This is a genomic window from Candidatus Nanohalovita haloferacivicina, assembly GCF_029232205.1.
GTDB lineage: Archaea > Nanohalarchaeota > Nanosalinia > Nanosalinales > Nanosalinaceae > Nanohalovita > Nanohalovita haloferacivicina.
Genome location: NZ_CP107255.1, coordinates 221,320 through 245,777, shown reverse-complemented (window position 1 = coordinate 245,777; position 24,458 = coordinate 221,320). Strand labels below are relative to the sequence as shown.

At 45.6% G+C, this 24,458-nt stretch carries 38 protein-coding genes and 1 tRNA gene; 27 read left to right on the top strand and 12 right to left on the bottom strand.

Translation table 11 applies throughout. The features are described from left to right. Nucleotide 1 precedes the first annotated feature (1 nt). Genes HBNXNv_RS01425 through HBNXNv_RS01410 form a run of 4 tightly spaced genes read left to right on the top strand, consistent with a single transcriptional unit; the run spans nt 2 to nt 1,468 of the window. Nucleotides 2-358, top strand: a complete 357-nt coding sequence (locus HBNXNv_RS01425) for a hypothetical protein (protein ID WP_347721058.1) — start codon at nt 2-4, stop codon at nt 356-358. After that, complete coding sequence (locus tag HBNXNv_RS01420) at nt 355-600, top strand: hypothetical protein (RefSeq protein ID WP_347721057.1); 246 nt, start codon at nt 355-357, stop codon at nt 598-600. Before HBNXNv_RS01425 ends, HBNXNv_RS01420 begins: the two co-directional genes overlap by 4 nt. 5 nt (nt 601-605) lie before the next feature. Continuing rightward, nucleotides 606-806 (top strand): helix-turn-helix transcriptional regulator, encoded by a 201-nt coding sequence (locus tag HBNXNv_RS01415; protein ID WP_347721056.1) that lies wholly within the window; start codon nt 606-608, stop codon nt 804-806. A 20-nt stretch (nt 807-826) separates the two neighbouring features. Continuing rightward, nucleotides 827-1,468 (top strand): SdpI family protein, encoded by a 642-nt coding sequence (locus HBNXNv_RS01410; protein WP_347721055.1) that lies wholly within the window; start codon nt 827-829, stop codon nt 1,466-1,468. On the opposite strand, the gene HBNXNv_RS01405 is transcribed toward HBNXNv_RS01410, so the two are convergent. Further along, complete coding sequence (locus tag HBNXNv_RS01405; RefSeq protein ID WP_347721054.1) at nt 1,469-1,864, bottom strand: PadR family transcriptional regulator; 396 nt, start codon at nt 1,862-1,864, stop codon at nt 1,469-1,471. It abuts the gene before it with no gap. 94 nt (nt 1,865-1,958) lie between these two features. Between HBNXNv_RS01405 and HBNXNv_RS01400 the strand changes: the two genes are divergently transcribed. Further along, the gene (locus HBNXNv_RS01400) at nt 1,959-3,452 is read left to right on the top strand and encodes an MATE family efflux transporter (RefSeq protein ID WP_347721053.1); all 1,494 of its coding nucleotides are present in this window, start codon (nt 1,959-1,961) and stop codon (nt 3,450-3,452) included. Between the two features lies 1 nt (nt 3,453). On the opposite strand, the gene HBNXNv_RS01395 is transcribed toward HBNXNv_RS01400, so the two are convergent. Next, complete coding sequence (locus HBNXNv_RS01395) at nt 3,454-3,996, bottom strand: TetR/AcrR family transcriptional regulator (RefSeq protein WP_347721052.1); 543 nt, start codon at nt 3,994-3,996, stop codon at nt 3,454-3,456. 70 nt (nt 3,997-4,066) lie between these two features. On the opposite strand from HBNXNv_RS01395, the gene HBNXNv_RS01390 reads away from it, so the two are divergent. The 5 genes from HBNXNv_RS01390 (at nt 4,067) to HBNXNv_RS01370 (ending at nt 9,188) form a co-directional block, all read left to right on the top strand. Then, nucleotides 4,067-5,164 carry an MMPL family transporter gene (locus HBNXNv_RS01390; RefSeq protein WP_347721051.1) on the top strand — a complete coding sequence of 366 codons (1,098 nt, stop codon included), beginning with the start codon at nt 4,067-4,069 and terminating at the stop codon, nt 5,162-5,164. Then, on the top strand, nt 5,161-6,363 hold the full coding sequence (locus tag HBNXNv_RS01385) for an MMPL family transporter (RefSeq protein WP_347721050.1): 1,203 nt from the start codon (nt 5,161-5,163) through the stop codon (nt 6,361-6,363). The genes HBNXNv_RS01390 and HBNXNv_RS01385 overlap by 4 nt, the downstream gene beginning before the upstream one ends. Then, complete coding sequence (locus HBNXNv_RS01380; protein ID WP_347721049.1) at nt 6,360-7,562, top strand: COG1361 S-layer family protein; 1,203 nt, start codon at nt 6,360-6,362, stop codon at nt 7,560-7,562. The genes HBNXNv_RS01385 and HBNXNv_RS01380 overlap by 4 nt, the downstream gene beginning before the upstream one ends. Nucleotides 7,563-7,637: 75 nt before the next feature. Further along, on the top strand, nt 7,638-8,822 hold the full coding sequence (locus HBNXNv_RS01375) for an aminotransferase class V-fold PLP-dependent enzyme (RefSeq protein WP_347721048.1): 1,185 nt from the start codon (nt 7,638-7,640) through the stop codon (nt 8,820-8,822). A 9-nt stretch (nt 8,823-8,831) separates the two neighbouring features. Further along, a complete protein-coding gene (locus tag HBNXNv_RS01370; protein ID WP_347721047.1) occupies nt 8,832-9,188 on the top strand; it encodes an iron-sulfur cluster assembly scaffold protein in 357 nt (118 codons plus the stop codon). Here the strand turns inward: HBNXNv_RS01370 and HBNXNv_RS01365 are convergent. Continuing rightward, a complete protein-coding gene (locus HBNXNv_RS01365; protein WP_347721046.1) occupies nt 9,180-9,443 on the bottom strand; it encodes a hypothetical protein in 264 nt (87 codons plus the stop codon). The two genes, HBNXNv_RS01370 and HBNXNv_RS01365, sit on opposite strands and share 9 nt — an antisense overlap. Before the next feature lie 104 nt (nt 9,444-9,547). Between HBNXNv_RS01365 and sufC the strand changes: the two genes are divergently transcribed. Next, the gene (gene sufC, locus HBNXNv_RS01360) at nt 9,548-10,309 is read left to right on the top strand and encodes a Fe-S cluster assembly ATPase SufC (protein WP_347721045.1); all 762 of its coding nucleotides are present in this window, start codon (nt 9,548-9,550) and stop codon (nt 10,307-10,309) included. Here the strand turns inward: sufC and HBNXNv_RS01355 are convergent, their stop codons facing one another. From HBNXNv_RS01355 to HBNXNv_RS01345, 3 genes are read right to left on the bottom strand one after another with little or no spacing between them, the layout of a single operon-like run. Then, nucleotides 10,310-10,960 (bottom strand): fibrillarin-like rRNA/tRNA 2'-O-methyltransferase, encoded by a 651-nt coding sequence (locus HBNXNv_RS01355; protein ID WP_347721044.1) that lies wholly within the window; start codon nt 10,958-10,960, stop codon nt 10,310-10,312. It abuts the gene before it with no gap. A 3-nt stretch (nt 10,961-10,963) separates the two neighbouring features. Next, nucleotides 10,964-11,722 (bottom strand): NOP5/NOP56 family protein, encoded by a 759-nt coding sequence (locus tag HBNXNv_RS01350; RefSeq protein WP_347721043.1) that lies wholly within the window; start codon nt 11,720-11,722, stop codon nt 10,964-10,966. After that, nucleotides 11,712-12,119, bottom strand: coding sequence for a hypothetical protein (locus HBNXNv_RS01345; RefSeq protein ID WP_347721042.1), 408 nt, complete (start codon nt 12,117-12,119; stop codon nt 11,712-11,714). The genes HBNXNv_RS01350 and HBNXNv_RS01345 overlap by 11 nt, the downstream gene beginning before the upstream one ends. Before the next feature lie 117 nt (nt 12,120-12,236). Between HBNXNv_RS01345 and HBNXNv_RS01340 the strand changes: the two genes are divergently transcribed. From HBNXNv_RS01340 to HBNXNv_RS01270, 15 genes are all read left to right on the top strand, one after another. Further along, a tRNA-Gly gene (locus tag HBNXNv_RS01340) sits at nt 12,237-12,309 on the top strand. Nucleotides 12,310-12,430: 121 nt separating this feature from the next. Further along, nucleotides 12,431-13,357, top strand: a complete 927-nt coding sequence (locus HBNXNv_RS01335) for a hypothetical protein (RefSeq protein WP_347721041.1) — start codon at nt 12,431-12,433, stop codon at nt 13,355-13,357. 112 nt (nt 13,358-13,469) lie between these two features. Further along, the gene (locus HBNXNv_RS01330; RefSeq protein WP_347721040.1) at nt 13,470-13,682 is read left to right on the top strand and encodes a winged helix-turn-helix transcriptional regulator; all 213 of its coding nucleotides are present in this window, start codon (nt 13,470-13,472) and stop codon (nt 13,680-13,682) included. Beyond that, nucleotides 13,672-13,809 carry a hypothetical protein gene (locus HBNXNv_RS01325; protein ID WP_347721039.1) on the top strand — a complete coding sequence of 46 codons (138 nt, stop codon included), beginning with the start codon at nt 13,672-13,674 and terminating at the stop codon, nt 13,807-13,809. The genes HBNXNv_RS01330 and HBNXNv_RS01325 overlap by 11 nt, the downstream gene beginning before the upstream one ends. Continuing rightward, on the top strand, nt 13,802-14,224 hold the full coding sequence (locus tag HBNXNv_RS01320) for a hypothetical protein (protein ID WP_347721038.1): 423 nt from the start codon (nt 13,802-13,804) through the stop codon (nt 14,222-14,224). Before HBNXNv_RS01325 ends, HBNXNv_RS01320 begins: the two co-directional genes overlap by 8 nt. Beyond that, nucleotides 14,214-14,744: a hypothetical protein gene (locus tag HBNXNv_RS01315; protein WP_347721037.1), complete on the top strand. Its 531-nt coding sequence runs from the start codon at nt 14,214-14,216 to the stop codon at nt 14,742-14,744. Before HBNXNv_RS01320 ends, HBNXNv_RS01315 begins: the two co-directional genes overlap by 11 nt. A gap of 56 nt (nt 14,745-14,800) precedes the next feature. After that, entirely contained in the window at nt 14,801-15,052 is a 252-nt protein-coding gene (locus HBNXNv_RS01310; RefSeq protein WP_347721036.1) for a hypothetical protein, read from the top strand. Beyond that, nucleotides 15,052-15,219, top strand: coding sequence for a hypothetical protein (locus tag HBNXNv_RS01305; RefSeq protein WP_347721035.1), 168 nt, complete (start codon nt 15,052-15,054; stop codon nt 15,217-15,219). The genes HBNXNv_RS01310 and HBNXNv_RS01305 overlap by 1 nt, the downstream gene beginning before the upstream one ends. Next, complete coding sequence (locus tag HBNXNv_RS01300; RefSeq protein WP_347721034.1) at nt 15,219-15,518, top strand: hypothetical protein; 300 nt, start codon at nt 15,219-15,221, stop codon at nt 15,516-15,518. Before HBNXNv_RS01305 ends, HBNXNv_RS01300 begins: the two co-directional genes overlap by 1 nt. Then, nucleotides 15,518-18,697, top strand: coding sequence for a toprim domain-containing protein (locus HBNXNv_RS01295; protein ID WP_347721033.1), 3,180 nt, complete (start codon nt 15,518-15,520; stop codon nt 18,695-18,697). Before HBNXNv_RS01300 ends, HBNXNv_RS01295 begins: the two co-directional genes overlap by 1 nt. Next, on the top strand, nt 18,690-18,905 hold the full coding sequence (locus tag HBNXNv_RS01290; RefSeq protein WP_347721032.1) for a hypothetical protein: 216 nt from the start codon (nt 18,690-18,692) through the stop codon (nt 18,903-18,905). The genes HBNXNv_RS01295 and HBNXNv_RS01290 overlap by 8 nt, the downstream gene beginning before the upstream one ends. A 13-nt stretch (nt 18,906-18,918) precedes the next feature. Beyond that, entirely contained in the window at nt 18,919-19,164 is a 246-nt protein-coding gene (locus tag HBNXNv_RS01285; protein ID WP_347721031.1) for a hypothetical protein, read from the top strand. Continuing rightward, nucleotides 19,161-19,625, top strand: coding sequence for a hypothetical protein (locus HBNXNv_RS01280; RefSeq protein WP_347721030.1), 465 nt, complete (start codon nt 19,161-19,163; stop codon nt 19,623-19,625). Before HBNXNv_RS01285 ends, HBNXNv_RS01280 begins: the two co-directional genes overlap by 4 nt. A 103-nt stretch (nt 19,626-19,728) precedes the next feature. Beyond that, entirely contained in the window at nt 19,729-20,025 is a 297-nt protein-coding gene (locus tag HBNXNv_RS01275; protein WP_347721029.1) for a hypothetical protein, read from the top strand. Further along, nucleotides 20,022-20,306: a hypothetical protein gene (locus tag HBNXNv_RS01270; RefSeq protein ID WP_347721028.1), complete on the top strand. Its 285-nt coding sequence runs from the start codon at nt 20,022-20,024 to the stop codon at nt 20,304-20,306. The genes HBNXNv_RS01275 and HBNXNv_RS01270 overlap by 4 nt, the downstream gene beginning before the upstream one ends. On the opposite strand, the gene HBNXNv_RS01265 is transcribed toward HBNXNv_RS01270, so the two are convergent. Then, entirely contained in the window at nt 20,303-20,593 is a 291-nt protein-coding gene (locus tag HBNXNv_RS01265) for a hypothetical protein (RefSeq protein WP_347721027.1), read from the bottom strand. The genes HBNXNv_RS01270 and HBNXNv_RS01265 overlap by 4 nt on opposite strands. A gap of 155 nt (nt 20,594-20,748) precedes the next feature. On the opposite strand from HBNXNv_RS01265, the gene HBNXNv_RS01260 reads away from it, so the two are divergent. Next, the gene (locus tag HBNXNv_RS01260) at nt 20,749-21,102 is read left to right on the top strand and encodes a hypothetical protein (RefSeq protein ID WP_347721026.1); all 354 of its coding nucleotides are present in this window, start codon (nt 20,749-20,751) and stop codon (nt 21,100-21,102) included. A gap of 190 nt (nt 21,103-21,292) precedes the next feature. On the opposite strand, the gene HBNXNv_RS01255 is transcribed toward HBNXNv_RS01260, so the two are convergent. From HBNXNv_RS01255 to HBNXNv_RS01235, 5 genes are read right to left on the bottom strand one after another with little or no spacing between them, the layout of a single operon-like run. Next, on the bottom strand, nt 21,293-21,472 hold the full coding sequence (locus tag HBNXNv_RS01255) for a hypothetical protein (protein ID WP_347721025.1): 180 nt from the start codon (nt 21,470-21,472) through the stop codon (nt 21,293-21,295). Between the two features lies 1 nt (nt 21,473). Beyond that, nucleotides 21,474-23,480 carry a copper-translocating P-type ATPase gene (locus HBNXNv_RS01250; protein ID WP_347721024.1) on the bottom strand — a complete coding sequence of 669 codons (2,007 nt, stop codon included), beginning with the start codon at nt 23,478-23,480 and terminating at the stop codon, nt 21,474-21,476. A gap of 22 nt (nt 23,481-23,502) precedes the next feature. Further along, a complete protein-coding gene (locus tag HBNXNv_RS01245; RefSeq protein WP_347721023.1) occupies nt 23,503-23,775 on the bottom strand; it encodes a hypothetical protein in 273 nt (90 codons plus the stop codon). Then, on the bottom strand, nt 23,775-24,167 hold the full coding sequence (locus HBNXNv_RS01240) for a DUF302 domain-containing protein (protein ID WP_347721022.1): 393 nt from the start codon (nt 24,165-24,167) through the stop codon (nt 23,775-23,777). Before HBNXNv_RS01240 ends, HBNXNv_RS01245 begins: the two co-directional genes overlap by 1 nt. Nucleotide 24,168: 1 nt before the next feature. Further along, complete coding sequence (locus tag HBNXNv_RS01235) at nt 24,169-24,444, bottom strand: SHOCT domain-containing protein (protein ID WP_347721021.1); 276 nt, start codon at nt 24,442-24,444, stop codon at nt 24,169-24,171. Nucleotides 24,445-24,458 lie beyond the last annotated feature (14 nt).

Sequence of the window (24,458 nt, the reverse complement as noted above, 5' to 3'; positions counted from 1 at the left end):
GATGAACGCGCTCTTTTTCACTTACACCGCTGTTTTCCTGTTCGCATTCCTTCCAAACTTTGGACTTGTACTTAATTTCTCTCAGATCTCTGCAGGTTCAGCTGTATTTACAGTAATTGTGAACCTCTGGGCTTTGTACAATGAAAAGCCGATTATGGATGAAAGAAAAAGAGAGATTACAACGAACGGAATGGCCTGGGCCTTTGTCACAGTCTCTCTGGCACTGATAGCAGCTGGAACCACGAGTATAGAAATTAATCTTGATTTCATCAGAGATGTTTCAGAGCTAGGCCTCTGGACATTCATAATGTATCTATCACTGTCTACTCTATATCACCAGTTTGGAGGAGGAGAATGATGCTGAAAGGAGATGAACGAGAGAACAGGATTCACGCGGAAAGTGCGAGAAACGGCTTCATAGCGTACACTGCTGTTACTTTCAGTGTCTGGGCCTACAACCTTATCTATATGGAGCAGATCCAGTGGATTCTATATGGTATGGCGTTCGGACCATTCGCCGTGTTCATACTGTCCATGATTTACTATCACTGGAGAGGACTGGAAAACGGGCTAAGCCTATCAAATCTCGGGTCTAAATAGACATCATGGCGATCAAAAATCAACTGAAGAAGTTCCGGAAGCAGGAAGATATCACACAGGCAGAGCTGGCTAGAGAACTGGATGTCTCAAGACAGACAATAAACGCCATAGAAACCGGAAAATACGATCCAAGTCTAGAGCTCGCGTTAAAGATTGCAGATTTCTTCAACGAACGCGTAGAAGAACTTTTCAAACTGGAAAAATAGAAACCTCACACAAGAACCCAATGGAACTGGAAAAACAAGACTACATTACAGCCGGAATAGGCGCCTTACTTGCTGTATTAACCATCTACGGATGGTTTAATCTGCCAGATCAGATAGCCATACATTTCAACGCAGCAGGACAACCAGACAACTTCACCAGCAAGACAACAGGCCTCTTACTACTACCAGCAATGTTTCTCGGACTCTACGGCCTTTTCAAAGTACTTCCAAGTATCGATCCGCTCGGAGACAACATTCAGGAGTTTAAAGACCAGTACAGAACTATTATAGCAGCTGTTCTGGGATTTCTTACATATATTCAGGCCTTGATAGTTTTCTGGAATCTTGGATACTCTTTTAGCATCAGTCAGGCTCTTGTTCCTGGTATAGCAGCCCTGTACTATATTATGGGTATTGTTATCAGTGAGGCCCGGCAGAACTGGTTTATTGGTATCCGGACGCCGTGGACTCTTAGCGATGAAGAAGTATGGAATAAAACTCATGAGAGATGTGGGCCTCTGTTCAAGGCAGCTGGCCTGATAGCTCTTTTAGGACTAGCATTGCCAGAATACTTCATCTTCTTTACTGTAGCACCAGCGATGATAGTTTCGGTTTATGCAACCGTTTACTCGTACATGGAGTTCCGTAGAAAGCAGGACTAGTTAAAGGGCGTTTTCCAGAAGTTCTTCGAGAGATTCCTTGCCGTACTTGTTTTCGTATATCTTCAAGTATCCTAGAATGAGTTCTTCAAAGTTTTCACGGGCCTCTGTTTCCTGATCAGGAGTTACCTCTTCTTTTCCCTTTTCTGTAAGCTCAAAGTAGTTTCTGTCGCCGTTATCCAGGCCTTGATCCTTAGCTTCCTTCTCGCTCAGCGATTTCAAAAGGCCTTGATCTTCCAATCTCTGAATCAGAGGGTAGATAGTTCCATAGCTTGGGCTCCAGTAGCCATCAGTTACCTCCTCGATACTTGATACAACCTCATAGCCGTAGCTCGGGCCTTCCTCAAATATTTTCAGGACAGTATACCTGAGGATGTCACTCGGCAGTTTTTTGCCCATGAGAATACTCAGTGCCTGAATATTTTTGTGAGTTCCGATTCGAAATGTTTCGATTCGTAACATGTTTATAAATTTTTGAACCGGCTGAAAGTACATGGTATTCAATAAAATCACAGAGGCCATCCGCAACAGGTTCAAGTCTCAAGAAGATCTTGATCTAACAGGAGGGCCTGTAGGAAAGAACTTGTTCTATCTCTCGCTACCTGTCATCGTAATCAATCTTCTGCAGACAATGTACAATCTTGCGGATACTTTCTGGCTAGGCCAGTACAGCAACAATGCACTGGAAGCAGTTACTTTTGCATTTCCTGTCGTATTCTTCCTGATCTCCCTAGGAATGGGCCTGGCGGTTGCAGGAAGCGTGCTCGTTGCACAGAATGAAGGTAAAGGAAACAGCAAGAGACGCGACTATGCGGCCTCTCAGACTGTAATGTTCAGCGCACTGGCCTCAGTAGCTATAGGAGGCCTTGGTTTCTTCCTTATCAGCGATTTCGTTCCTCTTCTAGGAGCTTCAGGAACAGTGGCAGCATCGGCCTCAAGCTACCTTGAAGTAATGTCTGTAGGCCTGTTCTCGCTGTTCGGTTTCCTGGTTTTCCAGTCTTTGATGAGAGGTTACGGCGACACAGTCACTCCTATGATACTGATGCTTGCAACCGTTATACTCAACATAATAATCGATCCAATGTTCATCTTCGGATTCTGGATAATACCAGAAATGGGAGTTACAGGAGCAGCAATAGCTACAATACTTGCAAGAACCCTATCGCTTATCGTAGGAATAGCTATACTGTTCAAAGGAACTCATGGCATACAGATATCTCTAGCACAGATGAAACCTAACTTCAAGTTCTTCAAAAAGATGATCGCTATAGGCGTCCCGGCCTCAGGAGAACAAACAGGTCGCTCACTCTCTGTAAACGCCCTTGTAGCAGTAGTCGGAACACTATTCGCTGGAACAGTTGTCTCAGGCTATGGAATCGCAGTCAGAATCTTCTCCATGGTATTCCTACCGGCAGCCGCAGTAGGAAGAGGAGTTGAATCAATGACAGGTCAGAACATAGGCGCAGAAAACTACGACAGAGCAGAAGAGACAGCAAGGTTCGGAGCAAAATGGACATTCATCATACTGACAGGACTCGGCGTACTAACATTCATCTTCGCATACCCAATCTCCAACATATTCACAAAAGACCCAGAAATAGCCGCAGTATCTGCAGAATTCCTCAGATACGTCTCATTCAGCTTTGGATTCATAGGAGTGCTTAGAAGCTACAACGGAAGCTTCCGTGGCGCAGGAAAAACCCTGACAGCAGCAGCAATATCAATCGCCACACTAGGCCTTATCAGACTTCCTATAGCCTACTTCGGAGCAATAAACATCGGCACAAAAGGCCTGTGGATAGCATTCTTCATCTCCAACGTTGCAGGCGCAGCAATAGCCTATTTATGGTATCAGAAAGGTACATGGAGAGGAAAGTCTCAAGAGAAAGACAGACAGAAAGGCGAAGTCGCAGAGGAAGCAGAAGGATTCAGTGAAACAATCACCGGTATAGCAGAGAAAACCCTGAAAATCCTTCCGTTTAGATAATTTAGAAGTCAAAAAGCGATTTTAGCTCCTTTTTCACTTCTTTAAGGCCTTCTCTGTCATCAGCTCTTATTTTTCTCGTCAAAGCTCCTTCCATCGCGGAGGCCATAATTTCTGCACGCAGATCAGGTTCTTGGACTCCTGCATCTTTCATTGTTTCAGCTATTGTATCAGTGAGATAACTGTCTATTTCCAGGAATTTTTCGGCCAGAGAGCTGTTGTGGTGTGTCTGGACTCTGAGTTCGGAGAGAGCCTTGTGAAATTCCCACATCTCTCCATCATCTACATCCAGAAAGAGGTCAAGCAGTTCATCAAGTTTCTCTTCCGCAGGAAGATCCTCAAGTTCGGAGATTTCATCCTCCAGCTTCCGGCCCATATACTCCAGGAAGGAACCCATGAGATCTTCCTTGTCCTCATAGTGATAATATATCAATGATTTGCCTTTCTCCGACTCCATAGCAATTTTTTCAATAGTTAAATCAGCATAGCCATGGCTACAGAGTGCTCGATAAGTGGCCTCCATAATCTCCTCTTTCGATTCGTTCATCATCAACTTCCCTACTGACTGAATGTTCATTCAGTTTCTTAAATGTGGGGGAACAAAACGTAGATAACTAATGGAAAATCCGCTGAATCTTCTGGCCCGAGCGCATCTAGACCACACCGACAAGATTATCGGTCTATGCCTGCTTCTAACAGTAGTACTTTCACTAGGCCTTCCACAGATTCAGCTGCAGACAAACTTCCAGGAAAGTCTACCAGACAGCCTGCCACCTATCGCAGCACAGGACAAGGTAGAGGCCAACTTCGGAAGCAGCAACTCAATCATAGTACTTTTCCAGACCAGCGACGACAAGCTTGAGGAAAACTACGTCACCGATGTACGTGACCCGCGGATGATACGCACACTAAACTTTCTGGAAGATGAACTGAACAATGAGCCATCTATCAGCTCTGTAAACTCCATGGCCTCGCTTTTCAGTGAGACACCAGACTCCAAGGCCCAGATCAAACAGACGCTGCAACAGTCACAGGCCAGCTTCACAAACAGAGACTACACCGCTACAACGATGTTCATACAGCTAAGCAACGACATGACAGAGGAAAACGTCAGAGAGGCCACAAAGACAATCGAAGAGAATATAGAACAGTCGCCACGGTATCCTGGCATAGAGATACAGACAACAGGAACACCGGTGATGAGAAACGTTCTTTCAGATGTTCTGATAACAGACACCGTAACAATAATTGCTGTGGCCTCCGCCCTGATCTGGCTACTTCTGATAGCTGTAAGAGGTGCAGCATACGGAACAGCAACATTCGCACCGCTCTTTATGGGGCTTCTCTGGGCGCTCGGAGCAATGGGCCTACTTGGCATCCCAATGACTATCGCAACTATCGCGATAGGTTCAATGCTTCTAGGCCTCGGAGTAGAATACGGCTCATTCATCGCAGAAAGAATAGTAGAGGAAACAGACGAGCAGGGTCTTGAAGATGGCATAATGACAGCAGTACCGAACACAGGGAAGGCAGTACTTGGATCATCAACAACCGATCTGGTCGGATTCCTGGCCCTACTGCTCGCCTCAATATCATTCATGAGAGATCTAGGTCTTACACTGGCGCTTGGAGAAGGCCTTACATTGGCTGCCGCACTGCTTCTTACTCCTGCATTGATTGTAAAGTATGAGAGATGGAAAGGTGATCAACAGTGAACGGAAAGATAGGTAATACACTTGAAGGATACGCAAATACTGTAGAAAGCAGGCCTGTAACAGTACTGGCATTTTCATTGATTATAACTGCAGTGCTTGCCTCAGGGGCTTCACAGGTACAGACAACTCAGATGAGTCAGGAGGATCTTCTTCCTGATTCAATGCCTACCATGGAGGCCTTCGATGTGATAAGCACAGAGTTTTCCAGTAACTCGGGCACTAGCTACACTATTCTGATCGAATCTAGCCCTAAGTATCCTAACTCTACCGAGGTAAGAGATCTGAGGAATCCTGACGCATTGAGATTTATGGAATCAGTTTCAAATGATCTGAACACCATAGACAAGATCAGTTCTACTTCCGGGCCTTCAGATCTCTTCCGTGGAGAAATTCCTGCAAGCAAGACACAGGTAAGACAGACATTCAGTACATTGGGCGAGGCCCGGTGGAGCAACTATATTTCAGAAGATTACACAGCTGCCGTAATCAGAATAAATACTGTAGAGATATCGACAGCAGAGAAAACGGAGATGGCGAACAGAATCAGAAATACTGTGCAGAGCCATGACAAACCTGCAGGCCTTGTTGTAAGCTATACCGGTCAGCCTTTCATTGACCAGGCCTTCCAGGATCAGACACAGCGAACAATGAGTGTCACGGGTATCGCGGCCCTTCTTGGAGTGATACTGGTAGTAGTTGTACTGTTCCGCTCGCTGTTCTACGGTGCAACATCACTACTGACTCTTGTATTCGGAGTAACGGCCGGTTTCGGAATATTCGGCTGGCTGGGGCTCAACATGAGCCCTGCAACCTCAGGTGCAATCACAATGGGTATCGGAGTCGCAATTGACTTCGGAATACAGCCAATTTCACGGTACATCGAGGAAAGAGAGGAACTTGACATAGAAAAATCGCTTTCAGAAACCATCAAAGGAGTAATAACCCCGATGACTGTAGGCCTTATCGCTGCAAACATTGGATTCCTCTCGCTCAACGTCGGAAGAGTAACATTCCTCTCAGATCTCGGAACCTTGCTGACATTAACCACCACAATGGCCTATCTCGCAGCATTTACCGTTATACCAGCATCACTAGTAATCTACGATCGCTACTTCACCGCCAATGGCACTTCAGGCTTTACTTTATCCAAGATAACATCTATGAATGAAAACAATACTAAAGGTGAAACTCAACAATGAAGACAAAAACACTAGCACTTATTTCGGCAGCCCTTCTTCTAGTAGGAGGTGTTGCTGCACAGACAAACTCTAACAGTAACGGGCCGGATCTCCAGCCTGTTCTAATCAACACAGATCCTGTACCTGTTCAATCAGGCGAGGACGCGGAGATAACTTTCAAGATCAGGAACAACGGCAACTCTGCAGCTGAAGACGTAGAGATCGGTATAGTTGATTCATATCCTTTCAGTTTAAAGCCTGACAGAAAAAGAACATACGCTATTGGAGATATAGCGTCAGGCCAGAGGATACAGCTTCCGACATATGAGGTACTGGTAGCAGAAGATGCTCCCGATGGAGTAAACGATCTGAAAATTCGTGTTACCCATGGAGACGTATCTTACACTCGAGAAATACCAGTGACAGTTCAGAGCCAGGACATAAAGATCAATCTGGCCAACCTGCAGACAGTTCCCTCACAGCTGACACCAGACACAGAGAACGCAAAGATGGTTGTCGAAGCTGTAAACAACGGAGAAAAGACCGCTGAGAACGCAGTAGTTAACATCCAGCTGCCGGAAACATTCCAGGCTACTTCAAGCTTTTCAACCCGACAAGCAATAGGAAACATCGGGCCCGGCCAGGTAAAACAGGCAGAATTCACTTTTGACATAGAGAAAGATGCAGAGAAAGGCACAGTACATATCCCATCAGACATTACTTACTCTACAGGAGAATCGAGCGCAAGAGTAACTGAAAACACCGACTTCAGCTTCTTCCTGGCAGGCAAACCGCAGTTCGAAGTAGTAAAAGTAGAAAGCAACCTTGAAACAGATTCAACCAGTCAGCTGAGAATTACAGTACAGAACACAGGATCCGAAAAGGCCTCTTCTACACGGATAAGAGTTCTGGACTCCTCAGACCTTCCTTTCAGCTACGGTTCTGCAAGCCACTACATCGGAACTCTTGAACCAGGCCAGAACGGAACAGCAGTATTCGATGTAACAGCTGAAAACAGTGCAGAAGTCAAAAACTACCTCCTGGACTTTGAAGTTAGAGGAGTGAAGGACTCAACAACTTATGTTGAAGAGACAACTGTCAGCGCAGAAGTACAGCAGGGAACAACAGAATCAGGCCTTCCAGTCATGCCTATCGCTGTGATCGTGGTTCTTGGTGCAGGAGCAGTTATTTTCAGAAACAGGATAAAAGGCCTGTTCTAGAGCCTTCTCTCCTTTTTCCTTCTTTCTTCTTTATAATTAAGTTGAAATAAAAAGATTCAGAAGTTAAGATAATGCGTGAATCCAGATGAGATAAGGGAGGATTTTCCAATATTCCAGAACAGGGAAGACCTCCACTACCTTGACAATGCTGCAACAACCCACAAACCAGAAACAGTAACCTCAGCAATCAAAAACTTCTACGAACAGAAAAACGCAAACGTAGGAAGAGGCCTATACAACCTCTCACAGGAATCCACAGAACTATACCAGGAATCAAGAATCAAGGTAGCCGACTTCATCAACGCAGAAACACCAGACGAAATAATATTCACAAGAAACACAACCGAATCCTACAACCTGGTAGCAGAATCACTGGACTTCATGGGCGACATAGTAGTAGGAAAAATGGCCCACCACAGCGAACAACTACCACTGAGAAAAAACGCCCAAAAACACGGAAAAGACATCAAATACATCGAAACACAGAACGGCAAACTAAGCGTAGAGTCAGCAGAAGAACTTATAGACGACAACACAGGCCTCGTCTCCCTATCACACATGTCAAACGTATTCGGAGCAGAAAACCCTGTAAAAGAAATAATTGAAATCGCCAAGGCCCACAACGCATACATACTACTCGATGGAGCACAGTCAGTACCCCGAATGCCAGTAGACGTCCAGAAACTCGGAATAGATCTCATGGCCTTCTCAAGCCACAAAATGCTAGGCCCAACAGGAATAGGAGTGCTCTACGGCAAAAAACACGTACTCAAAAGCATGGAACCATACCAGGTAGGCGGCGGAATGATCAAGTCAGTAAAGAAAAACAAGGCCAAATGGGAGGACCCACCGGAAAAATTCGAGGCTGGAACACCAAATATCGCAGGAGCAGTAGGCCTTGGCGCCGCAATAGACTACCTCAACAAACTTGACATGAACGAAGTCAAGAAACATGACCAGAAACTAACAGAGAAAATGATCAAAGGCCTCGAAAAAATAGAAGGAGTATACGTACTTTCTCCAGAAGGAGCCAGCCTGGTCTCATTCACAGCCAGCTGGGCCCACCCTCACGATGTCGCAGAGGTTTTGAACCAGCATGGAGTTGCTGTGAGGGCCGGCCACCACTGCGCACAACCACAGATGACAGAACTTGATGTAAACGGTGCAACTCGAGCAAGCCCTTACATCTACAACACCGAAGAAGATATCGAAAAATTCCTGGAAGGAGTCAGAGAAGCCCGCGAAGTATTCAAGAGGTGAGAAAAGAAAATGTACAGAGAAGAAATACTGGACCACTACAAAAGACCAAGAAACGAGGGAACTCTGGAGACAGATTTCCGTGCGGAAGGCGATAACTCAAGCTGCGGAGATCACACAGAAATCTACCTGGAAATCGAAGACGGAGAAGTCAAAGAAATGAAACACGAGACAGAAGGTTGCGCAATCTGCACCTCCGCCACCTCAATTCTCTCAGAAGAAATCAAAGGGAAAAAGGTTGATGAAGTAGAACAACTTGACAGAGACTGGATAATAGATACCCTTGACATAGAGATATCTCCTATGAGAACCAAATGTGCAATGCTGGGCCTGAAAACAGCTCAGAAAGCACTGAAAAAATCAGAGTGAATTCTTTCCAACCGAAAGGAAATATCTTTCGGCCTCACCGCCAATACCGGTAACTCTCGCATTCAGAAGATTACCTAACTCGACAATATCCTCCGAAAGATCTTCGTCAGCTTCAATATCAAGGTAGAAGAAGTCCTCATCCTCTCTAACGGAATTAGACACGTTATACTCTTCCTCCCATGAAGGCCTGTACTCTAAAACTATTTCAACAAATTCATTCAAGTCCTGGGCCTCAGCCCTGTAAATTTCAACCATTCTGTATCACCTACTGCGGAAATAACTATTTACAGAAAAAACAATATATCTCTATCCGCTGAATCTGGAAGAACCTTAAGAAATTTTAGGCCTACCTAAATTGTATGACACTCAAAGTTGAAAACTTGGAAGTCTCAGTAGAGGAAGAAGAAATCGTGAAAGGCGTCTCCCTGGAAATTAATCCAGGAGAAATACACGCCATCATGGGTCCAAACGGATCAGGAAAAAGCACACTATGCAAAAGTTTGATGGGTAACCCAGTATACTCAATCAACGGCGGAAAAATCCTCGTTGACGGAGAAGACGTAACACACGAAGAAACAGACGAAAGAGCAAGAGAAGGCCTCTTCCTGGGATTCCAGTACCCAGCAGAAATCTCGGGAATCTCAGTAGCAGAATTCCTGAAGGAAGCAATCGACGCAAAAAGAGAGGAAGACGGAGAAGACCCGATGCCACAGAGCGAGTTCAACGAACTTCTCAGAGAAAAACTCGACCTGCTGGACATGGACGAAGAATACGCAAGAAGATACCTCAACGAAGGATTCTCAGGAGGAGAAAAGAAGAGAAACGAGATTCTGCAAATGGCCGTACTAGAACCAAAATATGCAATTCTAGACGAGATAGATTCAGGCCTCGACATCGACGCACTGAAGATCGTGGCAAAAGGAATCAACAAACTGGCCTCAGAAGACCAGGGAATCCTGATGATCACACACTACCAGAGAATCCTCGACTACGTAGAACCAGACAGAGTACACGTCATGGTAGACGGAAAAATAGTGGAATCAGGAGGATCAGAACTGGCAGAAAGACTCGAAGACGAAGGATATGACTGGGCCAAAGAACAGGCCGCAGAACTCCAATAACTATCTTTTCTTCAATTTAAGGAAAAGATGGTCTTTCTCGTAAGGCTCAAGCCTCGTACGATCTAAAACCTCAAATCTTTCCTCAAGCTTCTCAACAGCCTCATCAAAAACATCTTCAGGATCTCTAGAAGATGAAATCGACTGGGCCTTGACCGCAATAAGGCCTATACCATCATCCTTCAGGAATTTTTCCGCATTCTTGATGAATATCTCCGGTTGATCCCGCTGGGAAATATCCTGGAAAACCACTTCAACCTCCGGAACAAGATCGCTGTAGTCCTCAGGCTTTCTGGCATCGCCAATAATCGGTGCAATATTTCCTCTCGAATCAGCGAGCTTAACCAGATCTCTACCAACCGTCTCCGAATACTCAACGCCAAAGACAAAGCCATCAACAAGCAAATCTGAAAAGTGAGAAACTGTAGTACCTGAGGCTGCACCAAGATACAGAACATCATCGCTCTGTTCTACACCTAGATCAATACCGTTCTTAACCGCGGCAGCTACCTTTGAACGGTTCGCATGCCAGGCCCTGTACTCGTCGCCCTCAAAATCCTGCAAGGACTCGCCGTAAACCTGCTGGCCCGGAACCTGATTTTTCGTATAAAGATTATCATTTTGAGAGAAAATTCCGGGTTGAATCTCTTTCATAACCTACTCCTCTTTAAGCTCCTGATATTTTTCTCTGGCCTTCTCCCTGTACTCCTGGCCCTTCTCCTTATCACCATACATATCAAGTCTGGCAGTCATAGCGGCCTTGTTAGCCAGGAAACGAGCCATCTTCCCTCTCTTATCCTCAGGAAGAGTATTCACATACTCGTGCTCGAAGATAATGCCGTGTTTCGGCGGAGTTCCTTTTCCTTTCAGGTAACGGAACAATGCTTTTTCAGCTCCAAGCATCTGAATAGTGGAAGCCGGCTTCTTTGCAAGCTCTTCAAGGCCTCCAGCCTCAGACATAACTCTTGCAGCCAGCAAAGGCCCAAGCAAAGTAGAAAGATTGGAAGCATTATCCTTCATGGCCTCCTCAACGTAATCCTCAAGATCCTGCATCAAATTATACTTTTCCTGAAGCATGTCAAACGAGCTCTGAAGCATCTCAAGATCAGCATCACTCAAGGCCTTACCTGTAGACTCCTCAGCCATTGACTCAAACCCTTTGACCTCTTCTCTCTTCAGGCCTCCCTTGGAGAGAATCTTCAGCATATGCTCTTCCTCGGAGATCTCCTCGACGAATTCCGGGAAGTAAATAGAGTACCAGTCCTTGAAACGTTCAAACTCCTCATGGAAACTGTTATTGGTCTGATCAAGTAGTTTTACAGCCTTGATTACTAGCTGGTCCTTCGGGGCTTCCTCCCTCAACTGGGACTTAGCTCTTTCCAGGGCCTTCTCACGGGCATTATTCTTATCTGTCAACGCTGTCACCTAGGCCCATAATCCTAAGCTGCATCTCGACAGCCCTTGGACTTCTATCAATCTTTTCAGCAATATCATCAACGCTCATAGACGAGTGGTTCTGAAGAAGAAACTTCTCCTCAGTATTTGAAAACTGGCCGAAATCCTCCTTCTGGAACTCTTTATCCCTTCTGAGAAACTCCTCCATATCATCATTATCCATAGAAGTCCTGTTGTTCAGAAGGAACTCAACCTCATTCTCGTCAAGCTCCCTACCGAGCTTCTCAGGCCCTTCTTCATTCACTTCAGCTGCAAAACGCTTCCTAGGATTTCCATCACTTTCACTGGATTCAATCAGGTCATCAACCATATCCTCCACAGCAGATTCCGTGAACTCTTCATCAAATTGATCTTTCATACCAAACAATACTCAGTAAACCTTGAAAACACTAACCAACACCCACCAAATAAAAAACCAGAAAATCAAAGGCCTAACTACTTAAGAAAATTACCGACAAAGACAGTTTTACCAGACGCGGTGTTGGTCCAGTGGCCTAAGACCCCGGCCTTCCAAGCCGGTGACCCGGGTTCAAATCCCGGACACCGCAACCTTACTATTGATACGATGCGGGATAGGGAGATAGGTTTTTACTTGCGTATTCTTCGGAACTGTTTTAATTGTTATCTATAGGTGACAGATTTTTACAACTTGTCGAACTACGTAATCATGTGAAGTTATACATACCGGTGACTGAGGAAAAGCTGGAGCTACTTAATCTCCCTGATACCTCTACGGGCAGTATAGAATCTGTAAACGCTACCTTTGCTTGCTTATCAATTGGTAGCCACTCAGATTATATACAAAAAATAATAGAAGAACCAGACTTGCTGGAAAGATACCTCAAGGAAGATGACTTTAGCGTGGAGTTCAAAAAGGAAAGTGCGGTAAAAAGCCACAGAATACTTGTGAAGGCAGCTGAATATGACTATGAAAAGCAAGACTACGTTCTTGATCTAAAAGCATATGCCAGCCACCACTACATCGCAGAAAAAATAGGCCGAAGCCCTGCCAAAGTTTCAAGCTACTTGAACTGTCTAAAAAGCACAGATATTGAGCAACAACCTCACTTTGTAGAGATTGAGACAGTCGGCAACAAGAAGTACTGGAGAATAAACCGCAAAGCAATCTCCAGTCTTGCAATCGAACTGTTCGAGAAAGTATGCTACAAGCTGGGAGAGAACGAGAAGAAATACTTGGACTCTTACTTACAGAACCTATTCACGCCTGAAAGCTTGATTACGGAAGTTGAAACCGACGAAGGTAAACAGGTGTGCTTCACGCTACTGGATGAACTATTTAGGGCTGTAGAAATGGATGCAGACGCCTTAAGAACGCTTAAAAAAGAGAAAGAACTATTCGGCGATCCAATCGGCACAGAAAGCTACGTCGAAAGTTACCCTGAAGAAATTGTCAAGACATTAGAGAAGATCGATTTATGGCGTAGGAAGACCAACCCTAATTTTCTCTCAGATGAAGGAGATTTGTTGCATTTCAAACTAGAGGAGGACGGAGAACTAACTGATGCTGAATTATCCGCATTCTCTGTCTCGGTGGAAGATTTAAGGAATACATTTTCTGAACACGATTTTTCTTAGAAACAAAAACGGGCTAAAACCGTCGTAGAGCCTTTACAACATCTGTATTTTCTGTTTAGCTCAGCCCATTATAAGCTCTTCGGGACTCCAGACCTCCACAGGAGGTCAAAAAATGAATAGAATCCGACGTGAAATCTGCCAGGCACTTCAAGAGGCAGACTACGGACTTACACAGAGAGAGCTTGTGGAGGCAACAGGATACAGCCGCCCTACTATACAGGGCGAAACAGCGTCCATGGCTACTGAAAACCAGATAAAAATACTGCAAAAGGGAAGCTCCAAAATTCATCTTCTTCAATCAGAGGTGGCAGGCAGTGAAGCATAGAGAAGAAGAAAAGCTTGCCGACGCTTTGGAGGTCATATTGAAAGCCTCAGAGGAGGCTGTAGAAAACCTCCAGAACCCGATTCTGAGGGAAGAAGTTCAGAAAACGAGGTCGATGATCGGTGAGTAACTATAACTTCTTCAATACTGAGGAAAGCGGAAACGGAGAAGGTCGAGAGGAGTTCTGCAATCCGCTTAACTCGGCAGAAGGTCAGAGAAACTGGTTACGGGGAACAGTGGAAAAGTACGCTGAAAGAGTCCGGAAGGACGGATGCAGCAAGAAGGAAGCTAAACTTTACATCATGCGATGTTTTGAAAGCGGATGGCAGAAAGCCAGCGACGCCGAGGAACTACGGCCTGAAATCGAAGATGAACTCAAGGCTTTCCTGAAGCTGATTGAAACTTTCTGCAACGACAAGAATCGGCAGGTAAGAGAACTTGGAAAGGAGCTCAAAGAACCAGTCACCGTCTTTCTCCGAGACAGGAATTATAGCTTCAACGACTGGGAGGAACTGCAGGAAAAGGTGGTAAAGAATGGCAACTAGATGCCAGATTCTCTTCCAGCAGGAAAGAAATTGGAAGAACCAGGAGACTGAAGAGACAGAGCGAAGAATAGAAGAAGTTCTGACCTATAAGCACTGGAACGGCTACCCCTGGAATGTAGTCTCTCTACTTCGGGAATATTTCCAGTGGATGCCGAGACATGATTTAGAACACTTCACTGCAACCTGGACTTACTTTGTCAAGCGTAGAAAGGAGAAGGAGTTAGAAACCGATCCAGTGGAGCAGAAGGAGGTACGATCAGTTAGACCTGTAACTTGCGGAGTCCGTATCTGTGGCTCTGAGCACCTACATCTGGATATAAGCCATTTCTACATCGTCAAGCTCGACGAGAAGACAATCGAACATTACAGCGTTAGAGACTTGGAGAACGCCGATCATCCCGAACACTTCGTTAGCAGAGAACCAGACCAAGTGTATCAACTGGAAGTGGAAGAGAAGGCGGACGAAAATACGTCCGCCGAGAGCACCGTCCAACCCGCCAAGGAGAGAGGTGAACTCTAACATGGAGTTTCTCAATATATCGCTTCAAAAAAGTTCGGCTCTTCTCGGAGGTGTCAGTGGTGGACAGTAACTGCAGAGTCTACGATAATGACACATGGAAGAAGGTTCACAAAACCGTCTATCTGGAGGATGTATTCTATGAGTTCGACATATATCTTCCGGAAAACGACTTCGCTCTCTTCCAAATCTTGAAAATCTCTGATGAAATCGAGTATCACCGTTCTATCTACTTCCTACACATAGAAACAGTAGAAAAGGCGAAGAAGCAGGTAGACGCATTCGTAGAGAGCATGGAGGGTGATCAGTAATGCCACAGAAGAACTGTGAATGCGGTGGAGAACTGAAGTTCGAAGATGTCAACCGCTTCGAGACCGAAAGCATCTGGAAGTGTCAGGACTGCGGTCAGTTCTGGAAACACATCCACGAAGAACCGTTCCTCGGACAAAAAAGCGTCTGGAGAGAGGTGAGCTTTTGATGGCAGAGATTATCGACACCACCAGCAGGATGCAGAAATCCAGAAAATATGGGCAGAGATTTGTGGTCGAAATTACAACGGAACGGTTCAAGTGGGAGTTCGTCTACCGCCTCTACACCGATAAACCGCCTCATATGACTGCCACAGCACTTTACTGGGGTCAGGTCATCAAGCGGACTTCTGGAAGACTCAGCAACCAGAAAGATACGAAAGAACTGGTAGAACACGCAAAAGACGCAGTAGAACGGCTGGAGGACAAAATCCCAGAGAAGAACAGGAAGCGACAGGTGAAACAGTAGTGAGCCTCATCTACAAAGTCAAGAGAAAGCTGGATTTCTCGGATGTTGCTGATGTAGAGGGAAACAAGCTGAACTGTGAAATCTGTGGAGACAGCGACCCGGCACTCAAAATCTACGAGTCAGGAAACTGGAAATGCCACAGTTGCAAGGCTAAAGGTGGAGACTTAATCAACTACATAGCCCAGAGAGGCGGAGTCAGCAACTATGAAGCAGCCAAACAACTGATTCAGGAGCACGGACTTGACATAGAAATACCTGATGAGAAAGCTAAAAGCTCGGAGCAACGGGAAAAGAGGAGAGAAATCCGACAGATACAGGAAGAAGTAGTTCAGAAAGCACAGGAACAACTGGAACGGCAACACTACCAAAACTTGGACGAGAGAAGAAACTGGAGTAAGGAGACCGTTGAAGACCTGAGGATCGGCTGGATGGATGAAGAACTTTTCAACAGCTTGAAACAGGAGTACGGCGAGAAACTTGGAGAAACAGGAATCCACTTCGGGATGACGGGGCAGGGAGACGGCACATACCTGATTCCGCATCTGGAGAGAAACGACCAGCCATACCTCGTAACGTGTCGAGATCCCAACGCAGAGGAAGAACACAAGAAATACCAGCAGGCCAAAAGCAGTGGGAACGAGTTTGTAGAAAACGACATCTACAAGCTGCTCCGAGACAACTCCGATACGCTGATACTGACGGAAGGCTATCCGGACGCCATCTCCGCTTACGAAGCAGGATACGATACTGTTGCTGCAGCCTGCGGAAGCTTTGAAGGACACCTCAACGAACTCAAAGCTATCGCCAAGAACTACAGACAGATTCTGATAGTAACTGATAACGACGATACGGGTAGGGAGAATGCACGGCAAACAGGCGACAGCCTAGTAGAGGAGCACAAAGTCATAGTCCACGAATGGAGTGAAGAAAGGCCAGAAAAAGCGGATTTAGACGACTGGACGACGGAAAACGGCTACGATCTCGAAGAACTGATAGAAGACGCAAGACATTTTCTCGATGTCCATAGATCTTACAGCCCTGCTGATGTTGATTCAGACCTTGTGGATATTCGGATTTCTGTCAGAGGTAAGATTAAGGGACAGAAGCAGGGAATGGGAATTCCATGGAAAGTAACAGCTGAGTGTCCGAAGTGCGGAAAAACTTGGGAAGGAGATATGATGGAGGAGAAACTGCTACATCGCTTCCTTCTCTCCAACAAGAACCAGCACAATATCCTGAAAAGCATAGTCGCATGGAAGAACAGCAGGACAGACTGTATAGATGACAAGAACAACCACAGCTGGAATCACACCATAGAAGAATACCTCGATAAATCCTGGATGAAGCTCCAGAACCTTCTACAGGACACAGAACAGTTCAACGCCAACCAGAACAACAGCATACCAGCCTACATCATAGGCGAAGAAATACCGAACTCTAAATCGGTCAAAGTCAGAGGAGAAGTCCACGTCAACAGCAATAATGACCAGCTGGTGCTGATAGGAGATGAGATAGAACCAGAGGAACAAAGCTTCCAGGAAATAGAACTTGACGAAGAAGAACACGAAGCATACAACGAAAACTGGGCGGTTGAGAACGCCTGTGAAATGATAGCTGCGGACATGGTCGGTAGACCGCTCGCCAGAAAAGCATTACAGCTTACCGCACACAGCCCTCCTCTCATACCGAATATCGAGGGAAAGATACAGCGAGGCAGTCTCCGATTACTTTTCTTCGGAGACGGAGGAACATACAAGTCCGAACAGATAAAGGAGCTGACCAAAGACCACTACCGGCTCGGAGAATACGCCTCTGCAGAAACAGGCAGCAGAACAGGACTGGTCTACACAATCAACACAGAACAGAGAGTCATCGAATGGGGCGTTCTCCCACTCAACGACATGGGACTGGTTGGATTAGATGGGCTAAATCAGCTACACGAAGAAGAAATGAAGAACCTGCGAGAGATACTCGAAGATCAGAGAGTAAATGTAAACCGCAGCGTCAAAGGTTCGGCACCTGCCAGAGTCAGGATTATCGGGGCTATGAATCCGCCGAAAGAACCCATCTCCCTACATTACCCGAAACCTGCCAAGGCAATTAAGGATACGAATACTTTCAGTTCGGGGCCTGACATCAGGCGGTGGGACTTGTATATCCCGTTCCTAGCTGAAGACGTTACAGAGGACGAGATAGCTCAGGCAAGAGCTTCGGAGAAGCCGTACAGTGATGATTTCTACAAGAAGCATGTTCTCTGGGCATGGAGTCTGAAACCACAAGATATTCAGTACACTGATGATGCGAAGGAGAGAATCAGAGTCGAAGCCAGTAATATGATGAAAGGCTACAACTTCCAGAGCATACCAGTAGTCAGCCGAGCATTTAGAGAAAAGCTTACACGGCTCTGCGTAGCACAAGCAGTCCTTGAACACGCAGTTGAGGACGAGAAAGTAACGGTTGCGGAAGAGCATGTTGAACGAGTCAAGAAGTTTTTCGAGAAGGTAATGGAACGGCTTGGAATGAAGAGCCTATTGGAAGAGGAACGAGAGAAGACTACGCTTGACCAGGATAAACTGGAGGAACTGGTTGAAGAACTCTCCGCAGATCAACTGCTTATCTTGAAGGAGATAGGTCGAGAGGCGAATACTTCCGGAGCACTGGCAGAGAAACTCGGCGACAGCAAACGAACCGTGAAAGAGAAATGGCAGAAACTGAAAGCCGAGAAACTTGTAGCTACAAAGTCAGGTAGCGGAGTAAGACTTGAACCCAAGGGAATCCAGTTCCTCAATAAAACAGAGATAGACAACTTGATAGCCAAGAAAAGGGAGATTGAGGAAACCGAAGAGGACGATGAAGAGGTTCATGAACTTCACCGTTACACGAAGGAAACGGAAGGGGGTGGGCAGGAAAAGGAACAGGGCTCGGATAAACACCAGGACTCCCCTTCGCAGAATCAAAGTGAATCCGTGAACTCCGTGAAGCAAGAACTGGATGAACCAGCCAAGACTATCCACAAAGCATCCCAAGGCGATGGCTGGAATCCAGTCCAGAACGCACAGTATCTCGTTAGTGAAGAATATGACAAGGTAGAAGTTCTCGACGCTATCCACGAAAACAGCGTTTTCGAAACCCGCAAGGAAGCAGGCCGTGAGCAGTACAGGGTGAAAAAGAATGGATAGGATCGAGGCAAAAGCCATCGGCATACTTAACCAGCAGGAGAGCCAGGAGATGCCTTTACCCGATCTGGATAAGGAACTCGGAGATGAGTCACGGACGGAAGTTGTTTATTCTCTGGATAGCTCGAATAAAATCAAGTTAGAGCCGGTAGTTGGAGAAGACTACGCATACCATGTTGCGAAGCTCCAGCTTGAAAATAATACTACATAGGTGAACAAACTCTATGAACTGTCAACACTGCGGATATGAACTCGAAGAAACTCTTACCTGTCCTAGATGCGATACCCGGCATTTCGAGGCAGGAGGAAAAATGCGCTACAGAGGTATAGACTCGAAAATCTACCAACCGATACCAGGTCATCCAGATGCCTGCAACTGTAGAAGAATGGAAAACGGAAAGATAGTTTGGACAGACGGATGCCTAGAAGACGGTTTCGTTGAATGGCAGAAAAGAGGTGAGGAGCCTTGAATAAGCGAGCTAACTGGGATTGCTGTGGCAAGTATTCTGTCTGTTCTGAATGTGCAACGAACTACGGTCACAAATGTCATAGATGCGGTCAGCCTCTTGAGAAAGAAAATCCGCCAGCAATCTGGGAGATAGATAGCCGTCACGAAAAACTACGAAACTGGATGCTAAACTGGGAAGGAGAAGTAGCCGATCCTAATGAGGATAGAGACTGGGATTATCGCTGCCTCGAATGTGGACAGTATTTTGTTGAGCTACCCCGTAGAATAACAGGTGGCGGATACTTCGTTCCTGTAGACTCAAAAGGAAATCCAGTTGAATGCACTTCCTTCCCTAAAGTAGAGAACGGTATCTGTGAAAGCTGTGGAAACAAGATACAGGCAATCAATAATCATGGAGAAAACTGCCGATACTGGAAAGCCTACAAACAACTGAAAGAGGTGACGGTATCCCATGGCGAATGACTCATATCCAGTTTTTGACCGGCAGATATGGTGCTTAACCTATGACTGCTTTATAAAGAGGTATCCGTTACTTCGGACAAAACCCGGAGGTGTATGCTGAAGTATGGTTAAGCTGGAAGAACTTGACGAAATCCACGAATTCATCAGGGAAATGGTGAGAGAAGAACTCTCCAAGCACGAGACAGATGGTCGAAGAAGCCAGAACCTAATACGAGACATGATACAGGAAGAACTGAAGAAAAGACCGAAAACCGAATACGAACTCCAAAAAGCGATAGACGCCGATAAAAGAACAGTTCAGAAAGCCCTGAAACACCTGCAGAAGCTGGGAATAGCAATCAAATACGAACCAGATAGCGAAGAAGTATCAGATACAACCTATTGGAGGCTGACCGAATGAACAACCGGGACATACTGGATGAATGGAGAGACCAGAACTCCTTTTCACCTGAACAACTGATAGAGGAGGATATACCATTGAAAGATGTAGCGGAAGAGATCGGAGACTGGGGAGAAGAACGAAAACTCAACTTCATACTCGACCTGCTAAACGGCAAGGAAAGAAACAGAGACAATTCCTTCGGAGACAAGCTGACCAAGGCATTAACCAGCGTAACGAGGCTCAAGAGAGCCAATAGACTTCACAAGAAAAAGCTCGACTATATAGAAAATCAGGACTAAGATATTAGTTTCCAGTGTTTTTCTTTGAGGTGGCTGCCTGAGTCTTTTTCCTTTACTTCTACCTGGTTTTGTTGTTTCATCCAGTTGAGGATTTCTGAGAGCAGTGTTCTGACGGTGTCTTCGGAGAGGTGTTCGACTTGTTCTTGCTTGCCTATGTGTTGCCGAATTTTTCGGTTGGAAACAAAGTCTTCGCCTTCCAGTTTATCTTTGACCAATTTTCGCAACAGTGTAGGGGTCTCTGGTAAGTCTTTGTTTTCTTCGTAGTTGTTGAAGTTGTAGCCGCTCATGGTAGCTGAAAAGGGCGGTATATCGGGTTATAAAGGTTTTCAAATTTGAAACGGTTCAGAAAACAGGTTTCAATATTGAAACCATCCAGATTTGTTTTCTACCCGTCTATTGCTTACGGGTTAGCTTCTTAATGCGATATAGTGCGGAGTTGTTTATGTCTGAGGAACTTCCACGGTTCAAGATTTTCATTCGGCTCTTGCATCCTTTTCCTGAGGATAAGGCTGAGGAGTATCCGAACTTAGCTCAGAGCAGGGTTAGGTTGACTATTAAGCAGGTGGGTACTGAGAGAGATGTCCGTGACTGGAGTGAAAACCAGTATCGACAGTTAGTGGAGAATACTCTGGATAAAGGTATTAAGAGGAATCCTGACTACTTTCCGCTTGACCCTGAGTTGACTGGTAAGATGGGTTTTGATATTACTGTCTGGGATCGGAAGAAGGGAGAGATGACAGGTATATTGTTCAAAGATGAGAAAATGGATATACCTGACAAATACCTGGATAACTGATAGGGGTCAAACACCTACGCATAGGAGATTTGCAGATATTGGTTACAAACACTGGTTTTTGTGGATATGAACTGGTTATTTAGGGGTTGGTTTGCTTCGTGTACGCCCGTTGGCATATAGAGGAGGGTTGAAAACCCAAACACTGCAATATGTTTAGTTATCTATTATTCTGTTGTTGCCTTCCGATATCCTATGTTACTGCTTCTCTTTCAAGTGACTTGGTGGTTACCTCAAAGCTGCATACTCCTTTTTCTCGGCAGAACTTCTCACATTTTTCAGCCAGTTCTTTTCCCTCGTAGTGAAATCCACATTTTTCGCATTCGAAGCATTCAACTTCCTGGTATTGGGTTTTCTCTACTATGTGGATCACCTTAGACTGCTTTTCTTTTCATCAGTTGTGCGTTGATGGCTACTATTACTGTGGAAAGTGACATCACTACTGCTCCTACTGCTGGTGATAGGATTATTCCTATTGGTGCTGCGACTCCAGCTGCTAGTGGTATTGCGAAGGCGTTGTATCCTGTGGCCCAGAACAGGTTCTGTTTCATCTTGCTGTAGCTTAGATCGCTGAGATTCAACAGTTTGACAACATCCAGTGGATTGTTCTGCACGAGTATAATATCCGCTGATTCGACTGCTACATCTGTTCCGCTACCGATTGCGATACCTACATCGGCTCTTGTGAGTGCCGGTGCGTCGTTGACGCCGTCACCGACCATAGCTACTTTTTTGTCTTGGTCTTGTAGTTCTTGGACTTTCTTGTCTTTGTCTTCGGGCAGGACTTCTGCGAAGTAGGTGTCGATGTTGAGTTCTTTGGCGACTGCTTCTGCTACTTCTTCTGAGTCTCCTGTCAGCATCGCTACTTCGATACCTCTGTCGTGGAGTTTTTCGATGGCTTCACGGCTTTCTTCTCTGATTACATCTGCTAGTCCTACTGCTGCTACTGCTTCTCCGTCTCTAAACAGGTAGATTGCTGTTTCTGCGTTTTCTGCTGCGTCTTCAGCAAACTGGTTCAGTTTGTCGGAGATCTTGAACCCTTCTGACTTTGCTAGGTTAGGGCCTCCGACATAGAGAGTTTCTCCTTTTACATCGGCTTTGACACCTTTTCCTTTGATTGCTTCGAAGTTATCAGCGTCATGGATGCTGAGGTTTCTTTCTTCTGCTGAGTTTCTGATTGCTTCAGCGATTATGTGTTCGGAGTCTGATTCTACTGATGCGAGCAGTGTAAGTGCTTCGTCTTCTTCTATTCCGTCTGTCTCGATCTCTACAACGCCCATCTCTCCCTTTGTCAGGGTTCCGGTCTTGTCGAACATGATTGTATCAAGCTTTCGAGATTCCTCCATAGCGATACGGTCTCTAACTAAAATTCCGTTCTTTGCAGCCATCGAAGTGTTAATCGCTACTACTAGAGGTATCGCCAGACCGAGGGCGTGAGGGCAGGCAATAACCAGTACAGTTACAACTCTCTCAATTACAGTTACGTTAAACCCTACAGCTATCATCCAAGCTACTGCAGTAATGGCTCCTGAACCCAGTGCTATATAGAAAAGCCATCCGGCCGCCTTATCAGCGAGAAGCTGCGTCTTCGACTTTGATTCCTGTGCTTCTTCAACCATTTTCATGATGCCGGATAGTGCGGTTTCGTCTCCTGTAGCAGTGATTTCTACTCTCAGGCTTCCTTCCTTGTTTACTGTGCCGCCGATCACTTCGTCCCCTGGCTCTTTGCTGACAGGTTTGGATTCTCCTGTGATCATGGACTCGTTGACATCTGATTCTCCTTCGACTACAACTCCGTCAGCTGGAATTGATGCCCCAGGTCTGACAAGAACTTTGTCGCCTTCTTCTAGTTCGGAGACCTTGACTTCCTCGACTGTTCCGTCCTCGTTTATTCTTTCTGTAGTGTCTGGCATGAGCTGTGCTAGTTCGTCTAGTGCTCCTGATGCCTGGCGAACACTACGCATTTCTATCCAGTGGCCGAGCAGCATGATGTCGATCAAGGTTACGAGCTCCCAGAAGAAGCTTGATTCTGTAGGTAAGACGAGAGCTGCCATACTGTAGACAAAGGCGACAGTTATGGCGAGTGAGATCAGCATCATCATTCCTGGTTGACGGTCTTCAAACTCCGACTTTGCCATCTTCAGGAACGGCAGCCCTCCATATGCGAAAATTATGATTGAAAAGACAGGCACAATTAAGTTACTGCCGGTAAATGTCGGAGGAGTATATCCAAGTAGACCTGAGACAAAAGTGGAGAAGTACAGTACCGGTATTGATAGCAGTGTTGAGATGAAGAATTTTCTTTTGAACATTTCTTCGTGATGTTTGTGTCCGTGACCTGAGTCATGGTCTGAGTCTTCGTCGTCGTGGTCGTGTTCCATTTTGTTGAGAAACCTCCTTAAGCTAGCTGTCTAGTTTGTTATCTGTAAAGTTGTAGACGTAGATAAATATCCAGCCAATAATATAACCTGCTATAACTGCCCCTATTATTCCTGTTAAAGCCGTTACAGGGTCAAAAGCAGTAACGGAGTAGTTTGAGGATAGGAAGTGCCCTGATTCAAGAGCGTCTACTATAGGTTGACCTATTCCTGTTCCTACTGCTGCAACCCATAGAGTGTGCATCAGTCCGAAAAGTGCTCCTAGAGCTATACCTGCCTGGTTCTTGCTTCTTACCATTATTGTTTTACCTCATTTATGACTTTCTTTAGGTCTTTTTCAACTTCTTCGGCTATCGGCTCCAGATCTTCATTTCCGGCTACTTCAAGTGCTTTTGAAGCCTTTATCGCCGATACAAAAGTTTTACCGTTTTCTCGGTACACTATTACATTACAGGGCAGTAAAAGTCCGAGTTCCTGCTCTTCCTTTAAGCCTTGATAAGCTTTTTCCGGGTTACATGCTCCGAGTATCATGTAGTCGTCGAAATCTACATCCAGCTTTTCCCTGAGTTTTTCGGATACTTCTATCTCTGATAGGACTCCGAAGCCATGGTCTGCGAGAACTTCTTTCGTCTTTTCTATGGCTTCAGAGTAGCTGTATTCAACTTCGGCGGTTATTCCGTATTCGCTCATTTTATTCTTCACCTTCGTTTTCAGTGATTTGTTGGTATAGGTAGATTATTCCAAGGATGACTAGTATCCAGAATGCGAGTCCGAATAGTAGTCCGAACCATCCCATACCCCACATGTTATACCCCATCATGCCTGCTCCACTGTGCATCCAACTTCCTCCGTCGCTCCACATCATTCCTGTGGCCGTTCCTTCGTCGTGGCCTGGAGTTGCTGCAGCTGTGGAAAGGGTTGTAATCAGCGATACAAGCATTATGGAAATTTTGTTTTTGAGTTTCATTTTGAGATCACATT